The sequence below is a fragment of the Bacteroidales bacterium genome (assembly GCA_014860575.1).
GTDB lineage: Bacteria > Bacteroidota > Bacteroidia > Bacteroidales > JAAYJT01 > JAAYJT01.
Genome location: JACZJK010000001.1, coordinates 36,280 through 53,530 on the forward strand (window position 1 = coordinate 36,280; position 17,251 = coordinate 53,530).

Here is a 17,251-nt window from a genome sequence, read left to right on the forward strand (position 1 = left end):
GGAAGGATTTACCCGCATATAATCTCAGTCTTGCAAATTCAGGATGCAATAAGCAATATTCATTTTGAAATACCGTTTCAATATTTCAATTCTTAATTCCTTACTTTTGCCACACCAAAAATTATGTGTATGCGAGTTTTAACCAATTGGAAGAGGTTTGTATTAACCCTCGTGTTTTTCTCATCAATTTCTCTCTCTTTTTCACAAAACCCAAATTATATCGGTCAGCGGCTGAACACTGTAACATCCGCAGTGCCTTTTCTTATGATTGCCCCCGATGCCCGTGCCGGCTCGATGGGCGATGTAGGGGTTTCATCAACTCCCGACATCAACTCACTGCACTGGAATCCTGCCAAATATGCATTCATCGAAAAAGACATGGGCTTCTCTATGGCCTACAGCCCTTGGTTGCGAGCACTTGTAAACGACATTAACCTGGCTTACCTGACGGGTTACAAACGTCTTGATGAAAATTCATCCGTCGCTGGTGCATTGCTTTTCTTCTCACTTGGCGATATCACTTTTACTAATATTGAAGGTCAGCCAATCGGTAATTACCGCCCTTCGGAATTTGCCCTGTCAGCAACTTATGCCAGAAAATTCTCACAACACATTTCAGGCGCTGTAGCAGGCCGTTTTATTCATTCCAATCTGACCCAGGGACAGGAAGTGCAAAGCCAGGCAACCAAACCAGGAACCTCAATTGCTGCCGATGTTGCCGTTTATTATCAGAAAGAAGTTGATCTTTTTAATACCGATGCACTTGTGGCATGGGGTATCAATATCTCAAATATTGGTCAAAAGATTTCTTACAGCGATGACAATATCCAGAAAGATTTTATTCCTACCAATTTACGCTTTGGCCCCAGCTTAACCTTCGATCTCGACGATTATAACCGTATTTCTGTGCTTGCCGATTTCAACAAACTGCTGGTTCCAACACCTCCGCTGTATATGCTTGATTCGCTTGGGCAGCCGGTTATTGGCGATGATGGCCGTCAGCTTATTTTCAAGGGCATGGATCCCGAAGTCTCAGTACCGGTAGGCATGTTTCAGAGTTTTCATGATGCACCCGATGGCTTCAAGGAAGAACTTCGCGAGTTTAGTTTCGGAATTGGGCTGGAGTATTGGTACGACAAACAGTTTGCCTTGCGTGGCGGATATTTCCACGAACATGCCACCAAAGGAAACCGCAAGTATTTCACATTGGGCGTCGGGTTAAAATACAACGTTTTCGGGCTGGATTTTTCATACCTGGTTCCCACAGCTCAAAAACACCCGCTTGAAAATACCTTAAGGTTCACATTGTCATTTGATTTTGAAGCCTTCCGCGCTCAGGCAGCAACTACTAACTAATACCATGAATTTCCGTATTGGATTCGGTTATGATGTTCATCGCTTTGCCGATGGGCGTAAGCTGATCCTGGGTGGTGTCAAGATTCCTTCTACCAAAGGTTTGCTCGGGCATTCTGATGCCGATGTAGTCATTCACGCAATCTGTGATGCCCTATTGGGAGCCGCCGGTTTACGTGATATAGGATTTCATTTTCCAGATTCCGATTCGACTTTCAAGGATGCTGACAGCAGGAATATACTTGCCGATGTAGCAGCCCTGTTACAGAAAGACAGATGGATGGTCGGAAACATTGACTGCACCATTGCGTTGCAAGCCCCAAAAATCTCTGCTTATATCGAAGAAATGAGGAGCGTTTTATCAGGTATCCTGAAGGTTGATGCCAATGAGGTTTCGATCAAGGCTACAACAACCGAAGGGCTTGGGTTCGTAGGGCATGAGGAAGGCGCAGCCGCCTATGCTGTAGCATTGCTGTATCGCGCAACTTTAGCCGCCGAATAGTTTATCGTTAAAGTTTACCAGGTACACCCGTTTTACAGCGCGGGTCAGTGCTGTATAAATCCAGCGCAGGTATTCACTGTTTATTCCATCATCGGGCAGATAACCCTGGTCAACAAATACATCTTCCCATTGGCCGCCCTGGGTTTTATGACAGGTGAGCGCGTAGGCAAATTTTACCTGTAAAGCATTGTAATACGGATTACTGCGCAGTTGCCTGAAACGCTCAGCTTTGGATGGGATTGCTTCATAATCCAACATTACCTCTCCGAATAGTTTTTTGCTTTCTTCTTGCGTCAAGGCAGCAGATTCTGAATCAATTGTATTTAAGATAATCTTGAGTTCAAGCTCCGGTTCATCCGGATAATCCACCAAACGGGCATGTACATTGGCAAACCTGAATCCATACAAATCTTCTGTTTTGCGAACCCTCAAAATTTCAATCGTATCGCCATTGGCAATAAATCCGGCCTGTGATTCGGGCGGTAGCCAGAAATAATTATTCTTCACTACCATCATAAGATCGCCGGCTGCTACATCCGGATCGCGGAAAAGAATACGGTTTCTGATTTCTTTATTGAAAAGATTAGCGCGTTTATTTGAACGTGTCACCACCACTGTGCTCTCCACTCCTTTTGAATGTATGCTATGGTTCAAGGCATCTTCCAACTCACTTCCATTAATTCTTATTATGTCATCAAAGTTTTTCAATTGGAAGAAAGGCGGTTCACAAGAATCCATTTTAAGCATTTCACGCAGCAAAGTTGCATTGAAAAGCACACCTGATTCCTTTTCCTGCCGCACAACTTCAGTAAGTTCAAAGGACGTAAGTTGTAAAGGATAAGAAGCGCCCAGGTAGCTTGTATCGAGTGCCGGGCTGATATTGAGACCCACAGGAGGAAGCTGTGCGGTGTCGCCGGTAAGAAGCAGCCGGCAATTGCTGCTATACACGTATTCAATAAGATCGTCGAGCAGGTTGCGTGAGGATAAAATGGTGTCATTCCCAGCAGATTCGCTTTGGATCATTGAAGCTTCATCCACTATGAAGAGGGTGTGTTTGTGCAGATTAGTCCGGAGCGAGATGCTGATACCTCCGCCCGGTAAAGCCTGGTGCATATAAATTTTTCTGTGAACCGTGAACGCCGGTTTTCCCGAATACAGCGATAAAACCTTTGCCGCTCTTCCTGTCGGGGCAAGCAAAACAGTCTTCTTACCAAGCAATGGCAGGGATTTCACGAGCGAACTGACCATGGATGTTTTACCGGTTCCTGCATAACCTTTCAGCACGAAAACAGGATATCGCTGATTTTCCTGCCTTGAAAATATAAATTCAGCCAGCAGATCTGCCAGGGTTTCTTGCCCGGCAGTTGGTGTATGCTGAAGGTGTTCAAGTATAGATCCGGTAAATTCCTTTTGGTTCATTGAATGGGTTCAGAAGAGAAAGTTTAGAGGGTTTAGAGAGTTTAGGGGGTTTAGAGATTGGTTGCTGGTTACTGGTTGCTGGTTGCTGGTTAAGAGTTCATAATTCAATTGTTCTATTGTTCTATTGTTCAATTGTTCTATGTTTTTGTTCAAGGTTCGAGGTTATAGGGTTTAGAAGTTTAGAAGGTTTAGAGTTTAGGATGGTTAGAGAGCACTTCAATAGTTAGAACGGGTATCCGATTCCAAAATTCCATACAACATCGCGCAATCTAAACTGGGTCATATCAACCCAGCGATCATTGATTTCCTTTGATGGGTTTTTAAGTTTTATACCGGTATCAACACGGAAAATAAAAAAGCTTAAATCAACACGGAAGCCAAAACCAGTACTTATTGCGATCTGATCCGAGAAAGTGGCTGCGTCAAATTCTCCACCAGGAAAATCGAGATTTTCGCTAAGCAACCAGATATTGCCAGCATCAACGTACACTGCACCATTTAAAAAACTGTACATTGGAAAACGGTATTCCAGGTTGCTTTCCATCCAGACTTCACCCATTTTATCAAATTCATTCTCAGGATCGCTGAAACTGCCGGGTCCGAGTGCACGTATCTCCCATCCTCTTATTCCGTTTGCGCCACCGGCATAAAATCCTTTCTCAACCGGCAATACTTCCGAATTACCATACGGCACACCAACACCTCCGGCAATCCTGAAAACGAGATTACTTTTTGGGTTCACGAATTTATAATACCTGTAGTCCACTTCGCCACGCACAAACTGCGCATAACGTATGCCCAGTTTCGTATAATAGCCTTCATCGGTGGTGGGTTGTTCCAATAAATTATCTGCCAGATAGAGAAGATTACCACTACTTTCGGCATTGCCACGGAAGAACATAAAATCGCGGTTCTTACGGAGAGGCTGATTGTTGAATGTAAATATATACCTGGTAAGCGGTACAAGATGGTTGGTGTACTGATAAATTAATCTTGGATCTTTCAGTCCGTAAAGCCAATCGGAAAATTCGGCAGAACGGAAGATGCGTACCGAATTCAGTTCAGCCGGTATAAAAACATGGCTTTTGGTGACGGTTTCCCGCCATTCATAACCGAAAGAAAAGTTGAGAATGTACCGTGTATAATCGGGTCGCAACTGAAAATTCAAACCTGTTGTGAATGTTGTGCTTGGGGCCGCATGCCGTGTATATTTTTGCTGGCGGCCGGGAAGAAATAATTTTGGAAGGGTCAAACGTGCCTCAATACCAGTTTCGACAGTGTTAAAGCCAAGAAAAAAAGGTGTTGACTCTCCAAAAGAGCGCTGCATCTCTAGGCCGCCTTTGAGTTTGATAGTAAACACCTCCCCTCCCCTGAGCAGGTTGCGGTTTGTATAAACAAAGTTGCTTCCAATTCCTAACGAACCCCCGGTGTTGGTTCCTTCGGCTTCAATAGAATAAACCTGTACCGGGTTCCGCCCAATATCAATATAGCCATCCAGGTAGCCATAACCTTCGTCAGGAAATTCCTGGGCAGGAACAAGGTTCACGTTTACGAACCTGGTAATGGCAAGATTTGACAGCCGGTTATAGGTAAGGTTTGCATTATCAACGCTATAATAACGGCCTCCACGGAGAAATATAAACCGGTCTATGGTGGGTGGTGTAATGCGCAGTTTGTTATGATATAAAAAATAATATTTATAAGGCCTTTCAGGAAATTTGATCCATTGCGGAACAACCAGGGTATCATATGGAATATATTCATCAACCATGATCTTGTAATCGGTATTTATGGTGATATCGTTCATGCGGTAGCGCAGGTGTTTCTTTTCAATAATTTGCCCGGTTTCATTATCGCGCTCTGTTGGTTGTTTAAATTCGATTACAATATCCATTTGCCGGCTTTGAAAATTGCTGTCTACTTTATAGGAGATGTAATCCCTGTTAAAGAAATAATAACCCTGATTCCGGAGATAAGTGGTAAGCCGGTAGCGTTCATCGTCAAGGGTATAGGTGTCGAAATTTGAGCCGGATTTGACAAGGGAGTTTTCAAGGTCACTGTTTATGAACCCTTCAAGTTGACTGTCGTGGATTGAGTAACTTACATTTCGCAACGTATAAGGGCTCCCGGAATAAATGAAGTAGGTTACCTTCGCGGCCTTTTTCTTTTTTTTAACGTCTTTATCCAACTCAGCATGAAAATACCCTTTGGCGGCAAGGTATGACTTCATATCCCGCATTGAGTTAACAACCTGCATTGAATCGTAAATTACCGGCTTTTTACCTAAGGTTTCTCTGATCCATTTTGGCTTGAACCGTTCATAAAAAAAGGTGTTTAACCTTATAAAACCAAGGGCTTTCCCGTTGGGTTTCTGATGTATAAATCCCTCCAGTTCCTCAATGTTCAGGTCCTTGTTGTCAGTCTTGATTTTATTGCGATCCAAAATCAAACCATCGCGCTGCACCTTCTTTGATGAAACACAGGAAGAGGCTGCCATCAGAAGTAGCATAAAAGACATCAAAAGATGTAAACGGGATTTTAGGATCATAAAAAAACCTCAAGCCAGGTTAAAATTGTGCAAATATACATTCACAGTACGATAAACCATAAAAATGACGGCGGATTCGTACAGTTAATAAAGGTTCGCTTTAATAACGTTCATGCATATGAATATTACATTCAGTCAATCAGTTTGATAAAAAATGCCGGCCTTTTATGAAAACACTGCATACCTTCGTAATTTAGCCCGCTCATATGGAAACACCAGCTGATATAAACAAAATAGTAATTCTGGGGGCGGGAAGCGTTGCTACCCACCTGGCAATTGCCTTAGATAAGAAGGGTTACAACATCAGCCAAATATACAGTCGCACCAGCGGATCAGCTGAAATACTTTCGGCAAAAATAAATGCGGAATTTATTACAGACCTCAAACAGCTTGATACCGATGCCGACCTATACATTATCGCGCTGAAAGATTCGGTTGTGGAATGCCTGATCAGAAAACTGTTTGTAAACGGCATTGTGGTTCATACCTCAGGTACCCTGCCAATGGCCGTGCTGAAAAACATGTCATTAAGCTATGGGGTTTTTTATCCGTTACAAACTTTTTCTAAATCCCGGCCAATTAGTTTTGATCATATTCCTGTATGCATCGAAGCTTCGGATGAGCGTACACTGCAATCCATCAGGCAGGTGGCTCAAAATCTTACCAATAAGATTTATGAAATTGACTCCGAACAACGACAATATCTACATCTGTCCGCAGTGTTTTCGTGCAACTTCTCGAACTTCATGTACGTGGCGGCTGCTGATATTCTGAAGAGCAGAAACATTGACTTTGAAATCCTCATACCGCTGATCCGTGAATTTCTGGATAAACTTAGTATGATGAATCCCTGGGATGCACAAACCGGCCCGGCAATCCGCGACGACAGCAGCATTATTACCCGGCAACTGGAATTGCTGGATAAATTCCCTGACTACAAGGAAATTTACAGGCAGATCACAGAAAAGATAATTGATCGAAAAAACAAAGAAAACAATCCTTAGCCTATGAGTAACTATAAAGAACTGCTGAAGCACGTAAACACCTTTGTATTTGATTATGATGGCGTTCTCACTGATGGAACCGTAATTCTTATGAGCAATGGCGATGCGCTGAGAACTGCCAATGTGAAAGATGGATATGCCATGCAACTTGCAATAAAAAAAGGCTATCGCGTGGCTATCATTTCGGGTGGTTACTCTGAATCTATGGTTCGCAGGTTCGAAGCCTTGAAAATCAAAGATGTTTTCCTGGGGGTTGATAACAAGATTGAAGTTTTTAAGAATTACATCACTGAGAATAATTTGAACCCTGCAGAAGTCCTTTTTATGGGCGACGATATCCCGGATTATGAAATCATGCAACTCGCCGGTGTCGCCACCTGTCCTGCCGATGCAGCCGAAGAAATCAAAGCCGTATCAAGATATATTAGTCACCAGAAAGGCGGTCATGGAAGTGTGAGGGATGTAATAGAGCAGGTGATGAAAATACAAGGAAAATGGATGAGCGACGGAGCATTTCATTGGTAGGCAAAGAGCATGGGGCTTGGAGCAAAGAGCTTGGGGCTTGGGGCTTGGAACTTTGAACTTTGAATCAAACTAGAAACCATGTGGCTGCTACGCCTGATAAGATGGCCTAACCTTTTGATTATTATCCTCACACAGGTGCTGGTGAAGTATTGTCTGGTAAGCCCATACCTTGATCAAGCTGGTGTGTCGTCACAGTTTGCCTTCCTTAATTTTATGTTGTTGATTTTTGTTACTGTGCTGCTGGCTGCTGCCGGTTATATCATCAACGATTATTTTGATTTGCGTATTGACCGCATCAATAAGCCTTCGCGGATGATACTTGGCAAAAGTATTGAAGCACGCCAGGGGATTCTACTGCATTGGATAATGAATGGAGTTGCCGTTTTGCTGGGTTTCTACCTGGCTTATCGCGTTGGTACGTTAAAGCTTGGTCTGGTCTTTCCGATCATCGCAACCTTGTTATGGCTTTATTCTGCGCGATACAAGCGTTCTTTTCTGATTGGCAACGTGCTTGTTTCATTTCTTTCAGCCCTGGTTGTACTTGTAGTATGGTTATTTGAGTATTACATGTTGCACAACCTGGTGAACGAACATCCTGTTGTTTTCTCAGAACTCAGTATTGTGGTGGGATTTTACGCTGCATTCGCCTTCCTGGTTTCCCTGGTTCGCGAAATAGTGAAAGATATTGAAGACATTGAGGGAGATACCGCAGCTGGGTGTAAAACGATACCGGTTCGTTCAGGGATTGGAGGCGCCAAAAATATTGCACTGGCGCTCTCATTGTTTACAATGCTTGTACTGGCAGCCGGGCAATACCTCTTGCTACAGCAGGGATTAAAAATTATTTTCTGGTACTATCTCATACCCGTTCAGTTATTGATGATCAACCTTTTGCTACAGATCAACAAGGCTGTACAGCCACCAGATTTCAGGGCGCCGGGCAAGCTGGCAAAAATAATCATGGTGGCCGGTATACTAGGCATGCAGTTATTTTCGCTTACTTTATAGTTTTAAAGTTAATAGCACGATTATGTACGTTCAGCAACTTAATCATTTCCGGTTTATACTTGGGTCAAAATCGCCCCGTCGCCAACAACTGCTCAGTGAGTTGGGACTAAAATTCCATGTACTCACCCGCCAAATTGATGAAGATTACCCCAAAGAACTAAAAAGGGAGGAAATACCGCTCTTCCTGTGCGAACACAAATCAAAAGCATTTGATGATGTCCTTACGGATAACCACACTGTTTTAATAACAGCTGATACAATTGTATGGATTGACAATATGAACATCGGGAAGCCCAAAGATGCTGATGAAGCCGTGTTTATACTCAATCAGCTTTCTGGCAAAAAACATGAGGTACTCACCGGTGTTTGCCTTCGTTCACGAACCAAAACCCATTCCTTTCATGTTTGCAGCGAGGTTTATTTCAATCATCTCAGGCCTGAAGAGATTGATTATTACGTCAAGCATTTCAAACCTTATGATAAAGCAGGCGCCTATGGCATACAGGAGTGGATTGGTTATATCGGAATTGAAAAGATAAACGGTTCATTTTATAACGTCATGGGCCTTCCGGTTCAAAGGGTTTACAATGAGCTGCTAAAATTTTGCGGGATTTTGTGAATTAACCGGAACGATTCATTTACACCTTAAACAACTCCCTCAAGGCTTTTCGGTTATGTTCGTTTTGAATATTCCTGCCCTCCGGAGTATAAAGCATATCCAGGAAAGTTTGATAGCGCTCGGTAACCCTTCCGCGGATCATTTTCATTGTGCTGTTCATTAGCTGGTTCTCAGCAGTGAAACCTTCGCTGAGGATTGCAAATGTACTGGGCAGCCAGCGCTCAGGAAATTCACCTTCATTTTTTCCACCTTTGCGATACTGGTTAATATCGTAATTGATGGCTTTGATCATGGCTTCACGGCCTTCATCGCTGTCAACTTCAAGTTGTTTGTGCTTCAACCATTTTCGTAAAGCATCTTTTTTAGGGTAGATCAATGCTACAGTGTAAGGGTTTTGGTTGTTATGCAACATGACCTGTTCAATGTAGTGGGTATGATTCACAAGGCTTTCCTCAATGCCTTCCGGACTGAATTTTTCGCCATCGCTGCCGATCAATAAACTTTTGAACCTTCCGAGCACATATAAAAATCCATCGGCATCCATATAGCCCAGGTCGCCGGTGTGAAGCCAGCCATCACGTAAGGTTTGGGATGTGGCTTTTTCGTTTTTCCAGTAACCCGCCATTACATTTTCGCCTTTTACAACTATTTCGCCTTTTTCGCCGGTTGGTAAAATATTTCCATTATCGTCCAGAATTCTCAGTTCGAGATTGTCAACCAGGAAGCCGGACGAGCCCAGTTTATGCCTGTGAGGGGCGTTGGATGAAATAATCGGTGAAGATTCAGAAAGCCCATAGCCCTGGAACATGGGTATGCCTATGGCGTAAAAGAAACGCTGCAACTCAATATCCAGGAGTGCGCCACCACCGATAAAAAACTCAAGGTTGCCGCCAAAACCAGCCCGGATCTTTTTGAAAAGAATTTTATCAAACAACCAGTAAAGAGGTTTAAGAAAAACCCTCCAGCCGCGACCTTTGTTGAAACCTTCCTGGTTGTGGGCATAAGCAACATTCAGGGCAAACCGGAACAAACCGTACAGCACCTTGCCTTTGTCCTTGATGGCTTTTTCAATATTGTTCCTGAAGTTCTTGGCCAGCACCGGAACGCTCATCAGCAAATTGGGTTTAATCTCTTTGATATTGAGCGGAATGTTTTTCAAGGTTTCCATCGCAGTATTACCAAGTTTTAGCGATGCCATACTGGCGCCTTTACTGATGAAACTGTAAATTCCGGCCGTATGCCCGAATGAATGATCCCAGGGAAGAATAAGCAATGTCCGGTAAGTTTCAGGGATGTGCATTAGGGTTTGGGCCTGTTCAACATTGGCCGTATAGTTTCGATGTGTGAGCATGATGCCCTTGGGATCGGCAGTAGTACCTGAAGTGTAAGAAATATTTGCCAGGTCATTTTCCTGAACCGATTTCCAGGTTTTCTTAAACAAATCACTGTTTTTCTCAAGCCAGGCATTACCACGTTTAAGCAAATCTTCCACAAAAATTTCCTTGTCATTTTTGTCAGCCGCCGGATCAAGAAGTATAACCTTTTCAATTTCTTTCAGATCCTTCAATACCTCCAGCACTTTTTGCCTTTGTCTTGCCGATGCGATCACAAAGCGGCAACCGGAATGTGCAATACGAAAGCGCACTTCAGAAACTTCATCGAGTTTTACAGATAGCGGGACGCAGATAGCCCTGGAATAAAGAACGCCCAACTCACTCATTACCCAGTAATTCCGGCCCTCTGAAAGCAAGGCAACGCGGTCGCCGGGGTTCAGACCCAGGCTTAGCAAGCCACCGGCAAAACGGTGAACGAGTTTACGCATTTCGGCATAGGTGAGGCCCTGGTAGGGGCCGTCTTTCTTTTCCCACATCAACACGTTACTGGCGTATTGCTCAACATGGGCTTCAAAAAATGATGGTATTGTTTTCATGATAGGTGGTGTTTTGTTCTCCTGACAGCAAACATAAAACATTTTTTAATCGGATCAACAAACACGCGGGTGGGTTCGCAATAATAACGCTTTGGCAGTCGAAGTTAGCTACTGGCGAAGACCTGTGGGCATTATTAACCGGCTTCCATCCTTATTTTCAGTAATTTTGCACGCGATTAAATTCATGATTTTATGAACACCAAAAAGATACTCAGGACGTTGCTAGGTTTTTTTCTGCAAGGGCTGATTTACATCGCACCATTGTTTATTACCGGCTATGCCATTTACTTTAGTTTTCTTTATGTTGACGAGCTGCTCAATCAGTACATAAGGACCTACCTGAAGTTTAATATTCCCGGATTGGGTCTCATTACTATTGTACTTTTAATCACGTTGGTTGGCTTTTTAGGCCGCACCATCATTTTCAGGCCAATGATGGGCTACCTGGATAAAGCAGCAGCGAAGGTTCCTTTCATCAAAATCATTTATTCCTCCATCAAGGATTTGCTTACTGCTTTTGTTGGGCAAAAACGTAAGTTTACCGAACCCGTTCTTGTAAAGGTCAACAGGGAAAGTGATCTTGAGAAACTGGGCTTTGTAACCCAGCGCGACCTGAGTTCATTGGGTATTGACAGTAAGCGAGTGGCTGTTTACCTGCCGCATTCATATAATTTCTCCGGGAACCTATTTATTGTTTCAGCAGATAATGTGAGACCCATCAATGCACCCGCTGCGGAAGTCATGAAATTTATAGTTTCTGCTGGCGTTACAGGTATCGAAAATCAGGAAAATGAACCAATAGCTTAATTCATTAGTTATATCTCCAGAGCCGGGCCCGAAGTATGACAAAAGAAAATGAAAACCCGGCAATTTTAAACAATAATCCAACCGATAAAAATGACATCTGTTAAACCCTTGATTTTAGTAACCAACGACGACGGAATTACAGCTCCCGGTATTCGTAAACTGATAAGTATTATGCATTCACTTGGTGAAGTTGTTGTAGTGGCGCCTGATAAACCGCAATCGGCGATGGGGCATGCCATTACAGTAACAACCCCACTGATGGTGCATCAGATTCCAAACGAAAACAATCACCCGGAATATAGCTGCAACGGCACCTCAGTTGATTGCGTTAAAATGGGTGTTAAAATTGTACTTGACCGCAAGCCCGATCTGGTTGTATCAGGCATCAATCATGGCAGCAATGCTTCAATTAACGTTCTTTATTCCGGCACAATGGCTGCGGCTATCGAAGCCGCCATCGAAGATATTCCCGCCATAGGTTTCTCACTGAATGATTACTCCATACATGCCAATTTTGATGGGTTCGAGGAATATATCAAAACCATTGTGAAGCAAGTTCTTAAAAACGGGCTGCCACCTGCAACCTGTCTCAATGTAAATATACCTGCGTCTGGGGCTGATGCTATCAGGGGAATAAAGGTTGTAAGACAAGCCAAAGGATACTGGAAGGAAACATACGATGCCCGAACTGATCCGTTTAAACGAAGCTATTATTGGCTCACCGGAGTATTTGAAGACAGAGATGGCGCTGAAGATACTGATGTTTGGGCGATTACAAACAATTATATAGCTGTTGTTCCTGTGCATATTGATATGACAGCTCATGCTGCCATTGTGCAACTCAAGCAATGGGATCTGGAAAAATAACACGCTGATTAAAACATAATTAACTGCATGAGCGGCATAAAGGAATTTTTAAAAAAGGATAATCTGGCATTCGGCTTGGTGCTTGCTTTTGCGATAAGCGTTGCCATCTACGCATCACTTTGGGGGCTTGCCCAGGTTTTTCAGGAAGCTTTCAGCAGTCACTATCTTCGAAAGCAAGTATTGGCAATGATAAGTATATTTGCGAACCTTTTTCCTTTCAGGTTTTATATGTTAAAGTTGAAACTTGATAAAACAGGAAGAGGAGTTCTTGCCGCTATGTTTGTGATGACGATATTGTATTTTTTGTTTATTCATGGCGGGCAGGAATAGTTAGAAAGTTCCAGATCAATTACTTTATTGGATATTCGTTAACTGGAAAGATCAAGGTTGTTTTTAATCCTGAAATCAGTGCTTAAACCATAAGAATCCCGAAATAGTGTTATGAAGTATTACATCATTGCCGGTGAAGCTTCGGGCGACCTACACGCCTCCAACCTGATCAGGGAACTGAAACGCCTTGATCCTGACAGTATTTTCAGGGCATGGGGCGGCAACAGAATGCAGGAACAGGGAGCTGAACTGGTGATGCATTACCGTCACATGGCCTTCATGGGTTTTGTAGAAGTAATTAAAAACCTGCGAACCATTCTTCGGTTTCTGAAACAATGTAAGAGCGATATCATTCGATTCAAACCCGATGTGGTGATCCTGGTTGACTATCCCGGGTTCAATTTCCGCATTGCTGAATTTGCCCACGGGTTAGGAATAAAGGTTTTCTATTATATATCGCCGCAGGTCTGGGCCTGGAAACGCTCACGCGTGCTTCAAGTTAAAAAATGGGTGGATCGCATGTTTGTGATTCTGCCTTTCGAGAAAGAATTTTATAAGCGCAGCAATGTTGAAGTTGATTTTGTAGGCCATCCATTGCTCGATGCAATTGAAAATTATAACACAACCAAAGTTCCATCTTCATTAAAAAGCGAAGATAAACGGCCCGTTGTGGCCTTGCTGGCAGGAAGCCGTAAACAGGAGGTCAATAAAATGCTGCCGGCGATGTTGGCCGTAGTTCCGAATTTCCCAGGCTATCGTTTTATTATTGCCGGCACATCTTCAGTGCCAGCAAGCTTATACAAGAACATAATCGGATCGCACAATGCCGAAATTATTACTGACCAAACGTACCAGCTTTTAAGTACGGCAAATGCGGCTATTGTAACTTCCGGGACTGCAACTCTTGAAACAGCGCTTTTTCATGTGCCTCAGGTGGTTTGTTACAAGGGCAATTGGATCTCAGTACAGATTGCCAGGCAGTTAGTTAAGATTGAGTATATATCATTGGTCAACCTCGTTATGAACCAGGCCGTTGTAAGTGAATTGATACAGAATGAAATGAACCCGGAGAATCTTTCGCGCGAACTGGGTTTGCTCCTGAACAATAGCGAAGCGCGCGAAAAAATGATCAGCAATTACAAATTAATGGAAATTAAACTTGGCGGAGCAGGAGCTTCGGCCCGGACAGCAAAACTCATGTGGAATATCCTTAACCATATTGAATAAAGAAAATTAACCCTCTACAACAATGAAACAAACATTAATCGCATTCTTAGCTCTTTTGTTCTTAAACGCTTGCAATTTTGGTTCAGTAAAAGACCAATCCGGAGATGGAAACCAGGCAAAAACCAAATCTTCAACTAATGATGATAGCATTCATCAACACCGGGATTCCTTTCCTGTAAGCCAACAAGTACCAGATGCAGAAGATGCAGACGGCATCGCACATCTTGAGCAGCAGGCAGCCGCCGGGCAATTCAATGCGTATGAGGATTATATCAAACTGGGTCTTGATCTCTACAGGAATAAAGAATACTCAGCGGCGCTGGAAAAAATGGATTTCGCTGTCCAATCCGACCCGATGCACCCAAAAGCATATTATTACCGTGGGCAGATTTATGTTGACATAAGCAATTTCAAAGCAGCGAAGGAAGATTTCTTGAAGGTGACCTCTATGGTTGAAGATGATCATCGTGCCTGGAATTTTTTAGGCGCGACCCAAACCCATGGCGCAGAAAACGATTTGGCTGTAGAAAGTTATTCCAAAGCCATTACACTCGACCCCAATAATGCCTTGTATTATTTTAACCGTGGAAGTTCACTCGGGCAGCTTGGAAAGCTAGAGGAAGCGCTTGTAGATTTTGATAAAGCAGTGGAACTGGGTTTCAATACCGCAGGCATCTATAACAACCGCGCAAATACCCGCTATATGCTTGGCGATTTTCAGGGTGCCATTGCCGATTTCAGCCGTTCAATGGAAATTGATCCTAAAAGCATGGCGCCTTATGCGAACCGTGGTATCGCCTATCTGTATATCCGCGATACAATAAGGGCCTGCGCCGATTGGCAGCGCGCCTTGGAAATGGGTCACCCGCTGGTAAAGGAATATCTGGAATTATATTGCAAATAGCAGTACTTTTTCGATAAGGGCTATTGCATATCTATTCCCGGTTCGTTATTTTTATACCCTGAATTTACCCATCAAAAAGTATGAACCGCTGGAACCAACATAGCCTTTTCAGGTTGCTTGTATTCTTCGCGCTGGGAATACTGCTGGAAACCGGAACCCGGTATCAAATCCACATTATATATTGGATCTTGCCGGCGCTGATTTTGATGCTGGCATTGGTGCATTTAGCTTCTCTAAAGCATGTTGCTTTTAGAATCCGGTGGCTGCCCGGTTTGCTGTTAGGCCTGATTATGTTTACTTTCGGGATTGAGTGGAGCCGCTTGAACGACCAACGCAGCAACCCTCATCATCTTTCACATCATTACTCAGGTACAGAACCGGTATTGGTAAGAATCAACGGGGCTTTGGAAGCCCGGCCAAACTCATATAAAGCGCTCGCTGAAATTATTGCCGTTGAAACCGACAGCGTCTGGCTAAAAGTAAACGGTGATGTGTTGCTCTATTTTCCCCTCGACAGCATTGCTGAAAGCATTGCTTACGGCGACAGATTGCTGGTTTACGCAAAGTTCAATACACCTTCCCCTCCTTCAAATCCGGGTGAGTTCGATTACCAGGGCTACCTCGCGAATAAAAATATTCACTTCCAGGCTTACATCCGTCCTGATCAATGGATCAAAACCGGTAGCGGGTTTGGTAATCCTCTGGTAGAGTTCGCACTGAGTCTGCGGAAAACATTTATCCGGGTTTTTAACAATCATGGTATTGCAGGGCGTGATTTCTCAGTTGCAACGGCATTAATTCTTGGCATGGACGACTACCTTGACAACGACACGCGCAAGGAATTCTCCACTGCCGGAGCCATGCATGTACTTTGCGTATCTGGACTTCATGTAGGAGTTATTTTCCTGGTTTTCAGCAATATGTTGTTTTTTCTGAAGCGAAACCGCTACTCAAGGTTTTTACGAATTATACTTTTGCTTTCAGGCATTTGGTTTTATGCATTGCTGACTGGTCTTGCCCCCTCGGTTCTCAGGGCAACTACAATGTTCAGTTTTGTGATTATTGGCATGAGCATGAACCGCAACGCAAATATTTACAACAGTCTTGCGGTGTCAGCCTTTATACTTCTCATCATAAACCCCTATCTGATTCGTGAGGTGGGGTTTCAGCTTTCGTATATTGCTGTGATTGCGATAGTTTCCATACAGCCTGGCCTTTACCAGTTATGGAGGCCCAGGAACTGGTTGCTTGATAAAATCTGGGCCATAACTACTGTTTCAATTGCTGCCCAAATCGGAACAGCGCCACTTGGGTTATATTATTTCCATCAGTTTCCGAATTATTTCATCATCACCAATCTTTTAGTCATACCACTGGCCTCACTTATCCTTTATGCCGGTTTTCTTACCGTAATTTTATCGGCAGTTCCTGTGATTTCAGGATGGATTTCCTGGCTGCTTGTGGTTTTCCTGAAAGCTATGAATAACTCCGTTGCGTTTGTGGATAGCTTGCCATATTCGGCAACCACTGGGGTTTTTATCAGCATGCTTGAAATGCTTGTGCTCTTTCTGGTTATCATGGTGGGCTTTCGTGCCTTTGCGATCCGAAAGGCCGTATTGCTACAAGTCTCTCTGTCGCTGATTATTTTGTTCTTTGGTATTGGTGTTTACAGGCAATATGAAAGGGCAAATCAACATTTTCTTGTCGTGTATGCATTGCGCAATGATGTTGCCATTGATATGGTTCATGGCCGGAATGGCTTAATGTTGGTTGACTCAACAAAATTATCCGATCCTTCAGTCCTGGATTTTCATGTGATCAACCATCATACCCGTTGCGGCATTAAGCCCCGTTTGCTGGCTTTCGATGAGCTTCATCAGGAACAACCGATTACGCAGGCAAACCTGCCATTCAAAGCCAGGCATCCATTTGTACAGTTTGGCAAAGAGCTCATCATGTTGGTTGACCGCAACACGCCATTGATTGATAAAGAACAACCATTGCAGGCCAGCTTGCTGATTGTTATTGACAGCCATCGCCAACCAAAGGACATCCTGCAAAGCTACAAAGCCGGTAAAGTAATCATCAGCAACAAGGTTCCGCCCTGGAACACTTCGCTGTGGCGTGAAGCATGTACTGAAATGGAAGTGCCTTATCACGATGTAAGAGAAAAGGGAGCGTTTGTTTTGGATATTTAGGTAAGGATTC

15 protein-coding genes are annotated in these 17,251 nt (G+C 43.5%); 12 read left to right on the forward strand and 3 right to left on the reverse strand.

Annotated elements, in window-relative coordinates; genetic code table 11:
• Nucleotides 1-123: 123 nt before the first annotated feature.
• Together porV and IH597_00105 are read left to right on the forward strand one after the other, a co-directional pair.
• Entirely contained in the window at nucleotides 124-1,356 is a 1,233-nt protein-coding gene (gene porV / locus IH597_00100) for a type IX secretion system outer membrane channel protein PorV (GenBank protein MBE0660844.1), read from the forward strand.
• Nucleotides 1,357-1,360: 4 nt separating this feature from the next.
• Entirely contained in the window at nucleotides 1,361-1,855 is a 495-nt protein-coding gene (locus tag IH597_00105) for a 2-C-methyl-D-erythritol 2,4-cyclodiphosphate synthase (GenBank protein MBE0660845.1), read from the forward strand.
• Here IH597_00105 and IH597_00110 read toward each other — a convergent pair.
• Together IH597_00110 and IH597_00115 are read right to left on the reverse strand one after the other, a co-directional pair.
• Nucleotides 1,841-3,274 carry an AAA family ATPase gene (locus tag IH597_00110; protein MBE0660846.1) on the reverse strand — a complete coding sequence of 478 codons (1,434 nt, stop codon included), beginning with the start codon at nucleotides 3,272-3,274 and terminating at the stop codon, nucleotides 1,841-1,843. The two genes, IH597_00105 and IH597_00110, sit on opposite strands and share 15 nt — an antisense overlap.
• Before the next feature lie 223 nt (nucleotides 3,275-3,497).
• The gene (locus tag IH597_00115; protein MBE0660847.1) at nucleotides 3,498-5,792 is read right to left on the reverse strand and encodes a BamA/TamA family outer membrane protein; all 2,295 of its coding nucleotides are present in this window, start codon (nucleotides 5,790-5,792) and stop codon (nucleotides 3,498-3,500) included.
• Nucleotides 5,793-6,028: 236 nt separating this feature from the next.
• Between IH597_00115 and IH597_00120 the strand changes: the two genes are divergently transcribed.
• The 4 genes from IH597_00120 to maf all read left to right on the forward strand — a co-directional run bounded on the left by IH597_00120 (nucleotide 6,029) and on the right by maf (nucleotide 8,978).
• The gene (locus IH597_00120; protein MBE0660848.1) at nucleotides 6,029-6,826 is read left to right on the forward strand and encodes a DUF2520 domain-containing protein; all 798 of its coding nucleotides are present in this window, start codon (nucleotides 6,029-6,031) and stop codon (nucleotides 6,824-6,826) included.
• Nucleotides 6,827-6,829: 3 nt separating this feature from the next.
• Nucleotides 6,830-7,351 carry an HAD-IIIA family hydrolase gene (locus IH597_00125; GenBank protein ID MBE0660849.1) on the forward strand — a complete coding sequence of 174 codons (522 nt, stop codon included), beginning with the start codon at nucleotides 6,830-6,832 and terminating at the stop codon, nucleotides 7,349-7,351.
• A gap of 78 nt (nucleotides 7,352-7,429) precedes the next feature.
• Nucleotides 7,430-8,359, forward strand: coding sequence for a geranylgeranylglycerol-phosphate geranylgeranyltransferase (locus tag IH597_00130; GenBank protein ID MBE0660850.1), 930 nt, complete (start codon nucleotides 7,430-7,432; stop codon nucleotides 8,357-8,359).
• 22 nt (nucleotides 8,360-8,381) lie between these two features.
• The gene (maf, locus tag IH597_00135; protein MBE0660851.1) at nucleotides 8,382-8,978 is read left to right on the forward strand and encodes a septum formation protein Maf; all 597 of its coding nucleotides are present in this window, start codon (nucleotides 8,382-8,384) and stop codon (nucleotides 8,976-8,978) included.
• Between the two features lie 19 nt (nucleotides 8,979-8,997).
• Here maf and IH597_00140 read toward each other — a convergent pair whose 3' ends face one another.
• Nucleotides 8,998-10,908, reverse strand: coding sequence for an AMP-binding protein (locus IH597_00140; GenBank protein MBE0660852.1), 1,911 nt, complete (start codon nucleotides 10,906-10,908; stop codon nucleotides 8,998-9,000).
• A 192-nt stretch (nucleotides 10,909-11,100) separates the two neighbouring features.
• On the opposite strand from IH597_00140, the gene IH597_00145 reads away from it, so the two are divergent.
• From IH597_00145 to IH597_00170, 6 genes are all read left to right on the forward strand, one after another.
• Complete coding sequence (locus tag IH597_00145; protein ID MBE0660853.1) at nucleotides 11,101-11,715, forward strand: DUF502 domain-containing protein; 615 nt, start codon at nucleotides 11,101-11,103, stop codon at nucleotides 11,713-11,715.
• Between the two features lie 90 nt (nucleotides 11,716-11,805).
• Nucleotides 11,806-12,582, forward strand: a complete 777-nt coding sequence (surE, locus tag IH597_00150) for a 5'/3'-nucleotidase SurE (protein ID MBE0660854.1) — start codon at nucleotides 11,806-11,808, stop codon at nucleotides 12,580-12,582.
• Nucleotides 12,583-12,609: 27 nt separating this feature from the next.
• Nucleotides 12,610-12,912, forward strand: coding sequence for a hypothetical protein (locus IH597_00155; GenBank protein MBE0660855.1), 303 nt, complete (start codon nucleotides 12,610-12,612; stop codon nucleotides 12,910-12,912).
• Nucleotides 12,913-13,023: 111 nt separating this feature from the next.
• On the forward strand, nucleotides 13,024-14,139 hold the full coding sequence (lpxB, locus tag IH597_00160) for a lipid-A-disaccharide synthase (protein MBE0660856.1): 1,116 nt from the start codon (nucleotides 13,024-13,026) through the stop codon (nucleotides 14,137-14,139).
• A 22-nt stretch (nucleotides 14,140-14,161) separates the two neighbouring features.
• The gene (locus IH597_00165; protein ID MBE0660857.1) at nucleotides 14,162-15,043 is read left to right on the forward strand and encodes a tetratricopeptide repeat protein; all 882 of its coding nucleotides are present in this window, start codon (nucleotides 14,162-14,164) and stop codon (nucleotides 15,041-15,043) included.
• A gap of 80 nt (nucleotides 15,044-15,123) precedes the next feature.
• Entirely contained in the window at nucleotides 15,124-17,241 is a 2,118-nt protein-coding gene (locus IH597_00170) for a ComEC/Rec2 family competence protein (protein MBE0660858.1), read from the forward strand.
• Nucleotides 17,242-17,251: the final 10 nt, after the last annotated feature.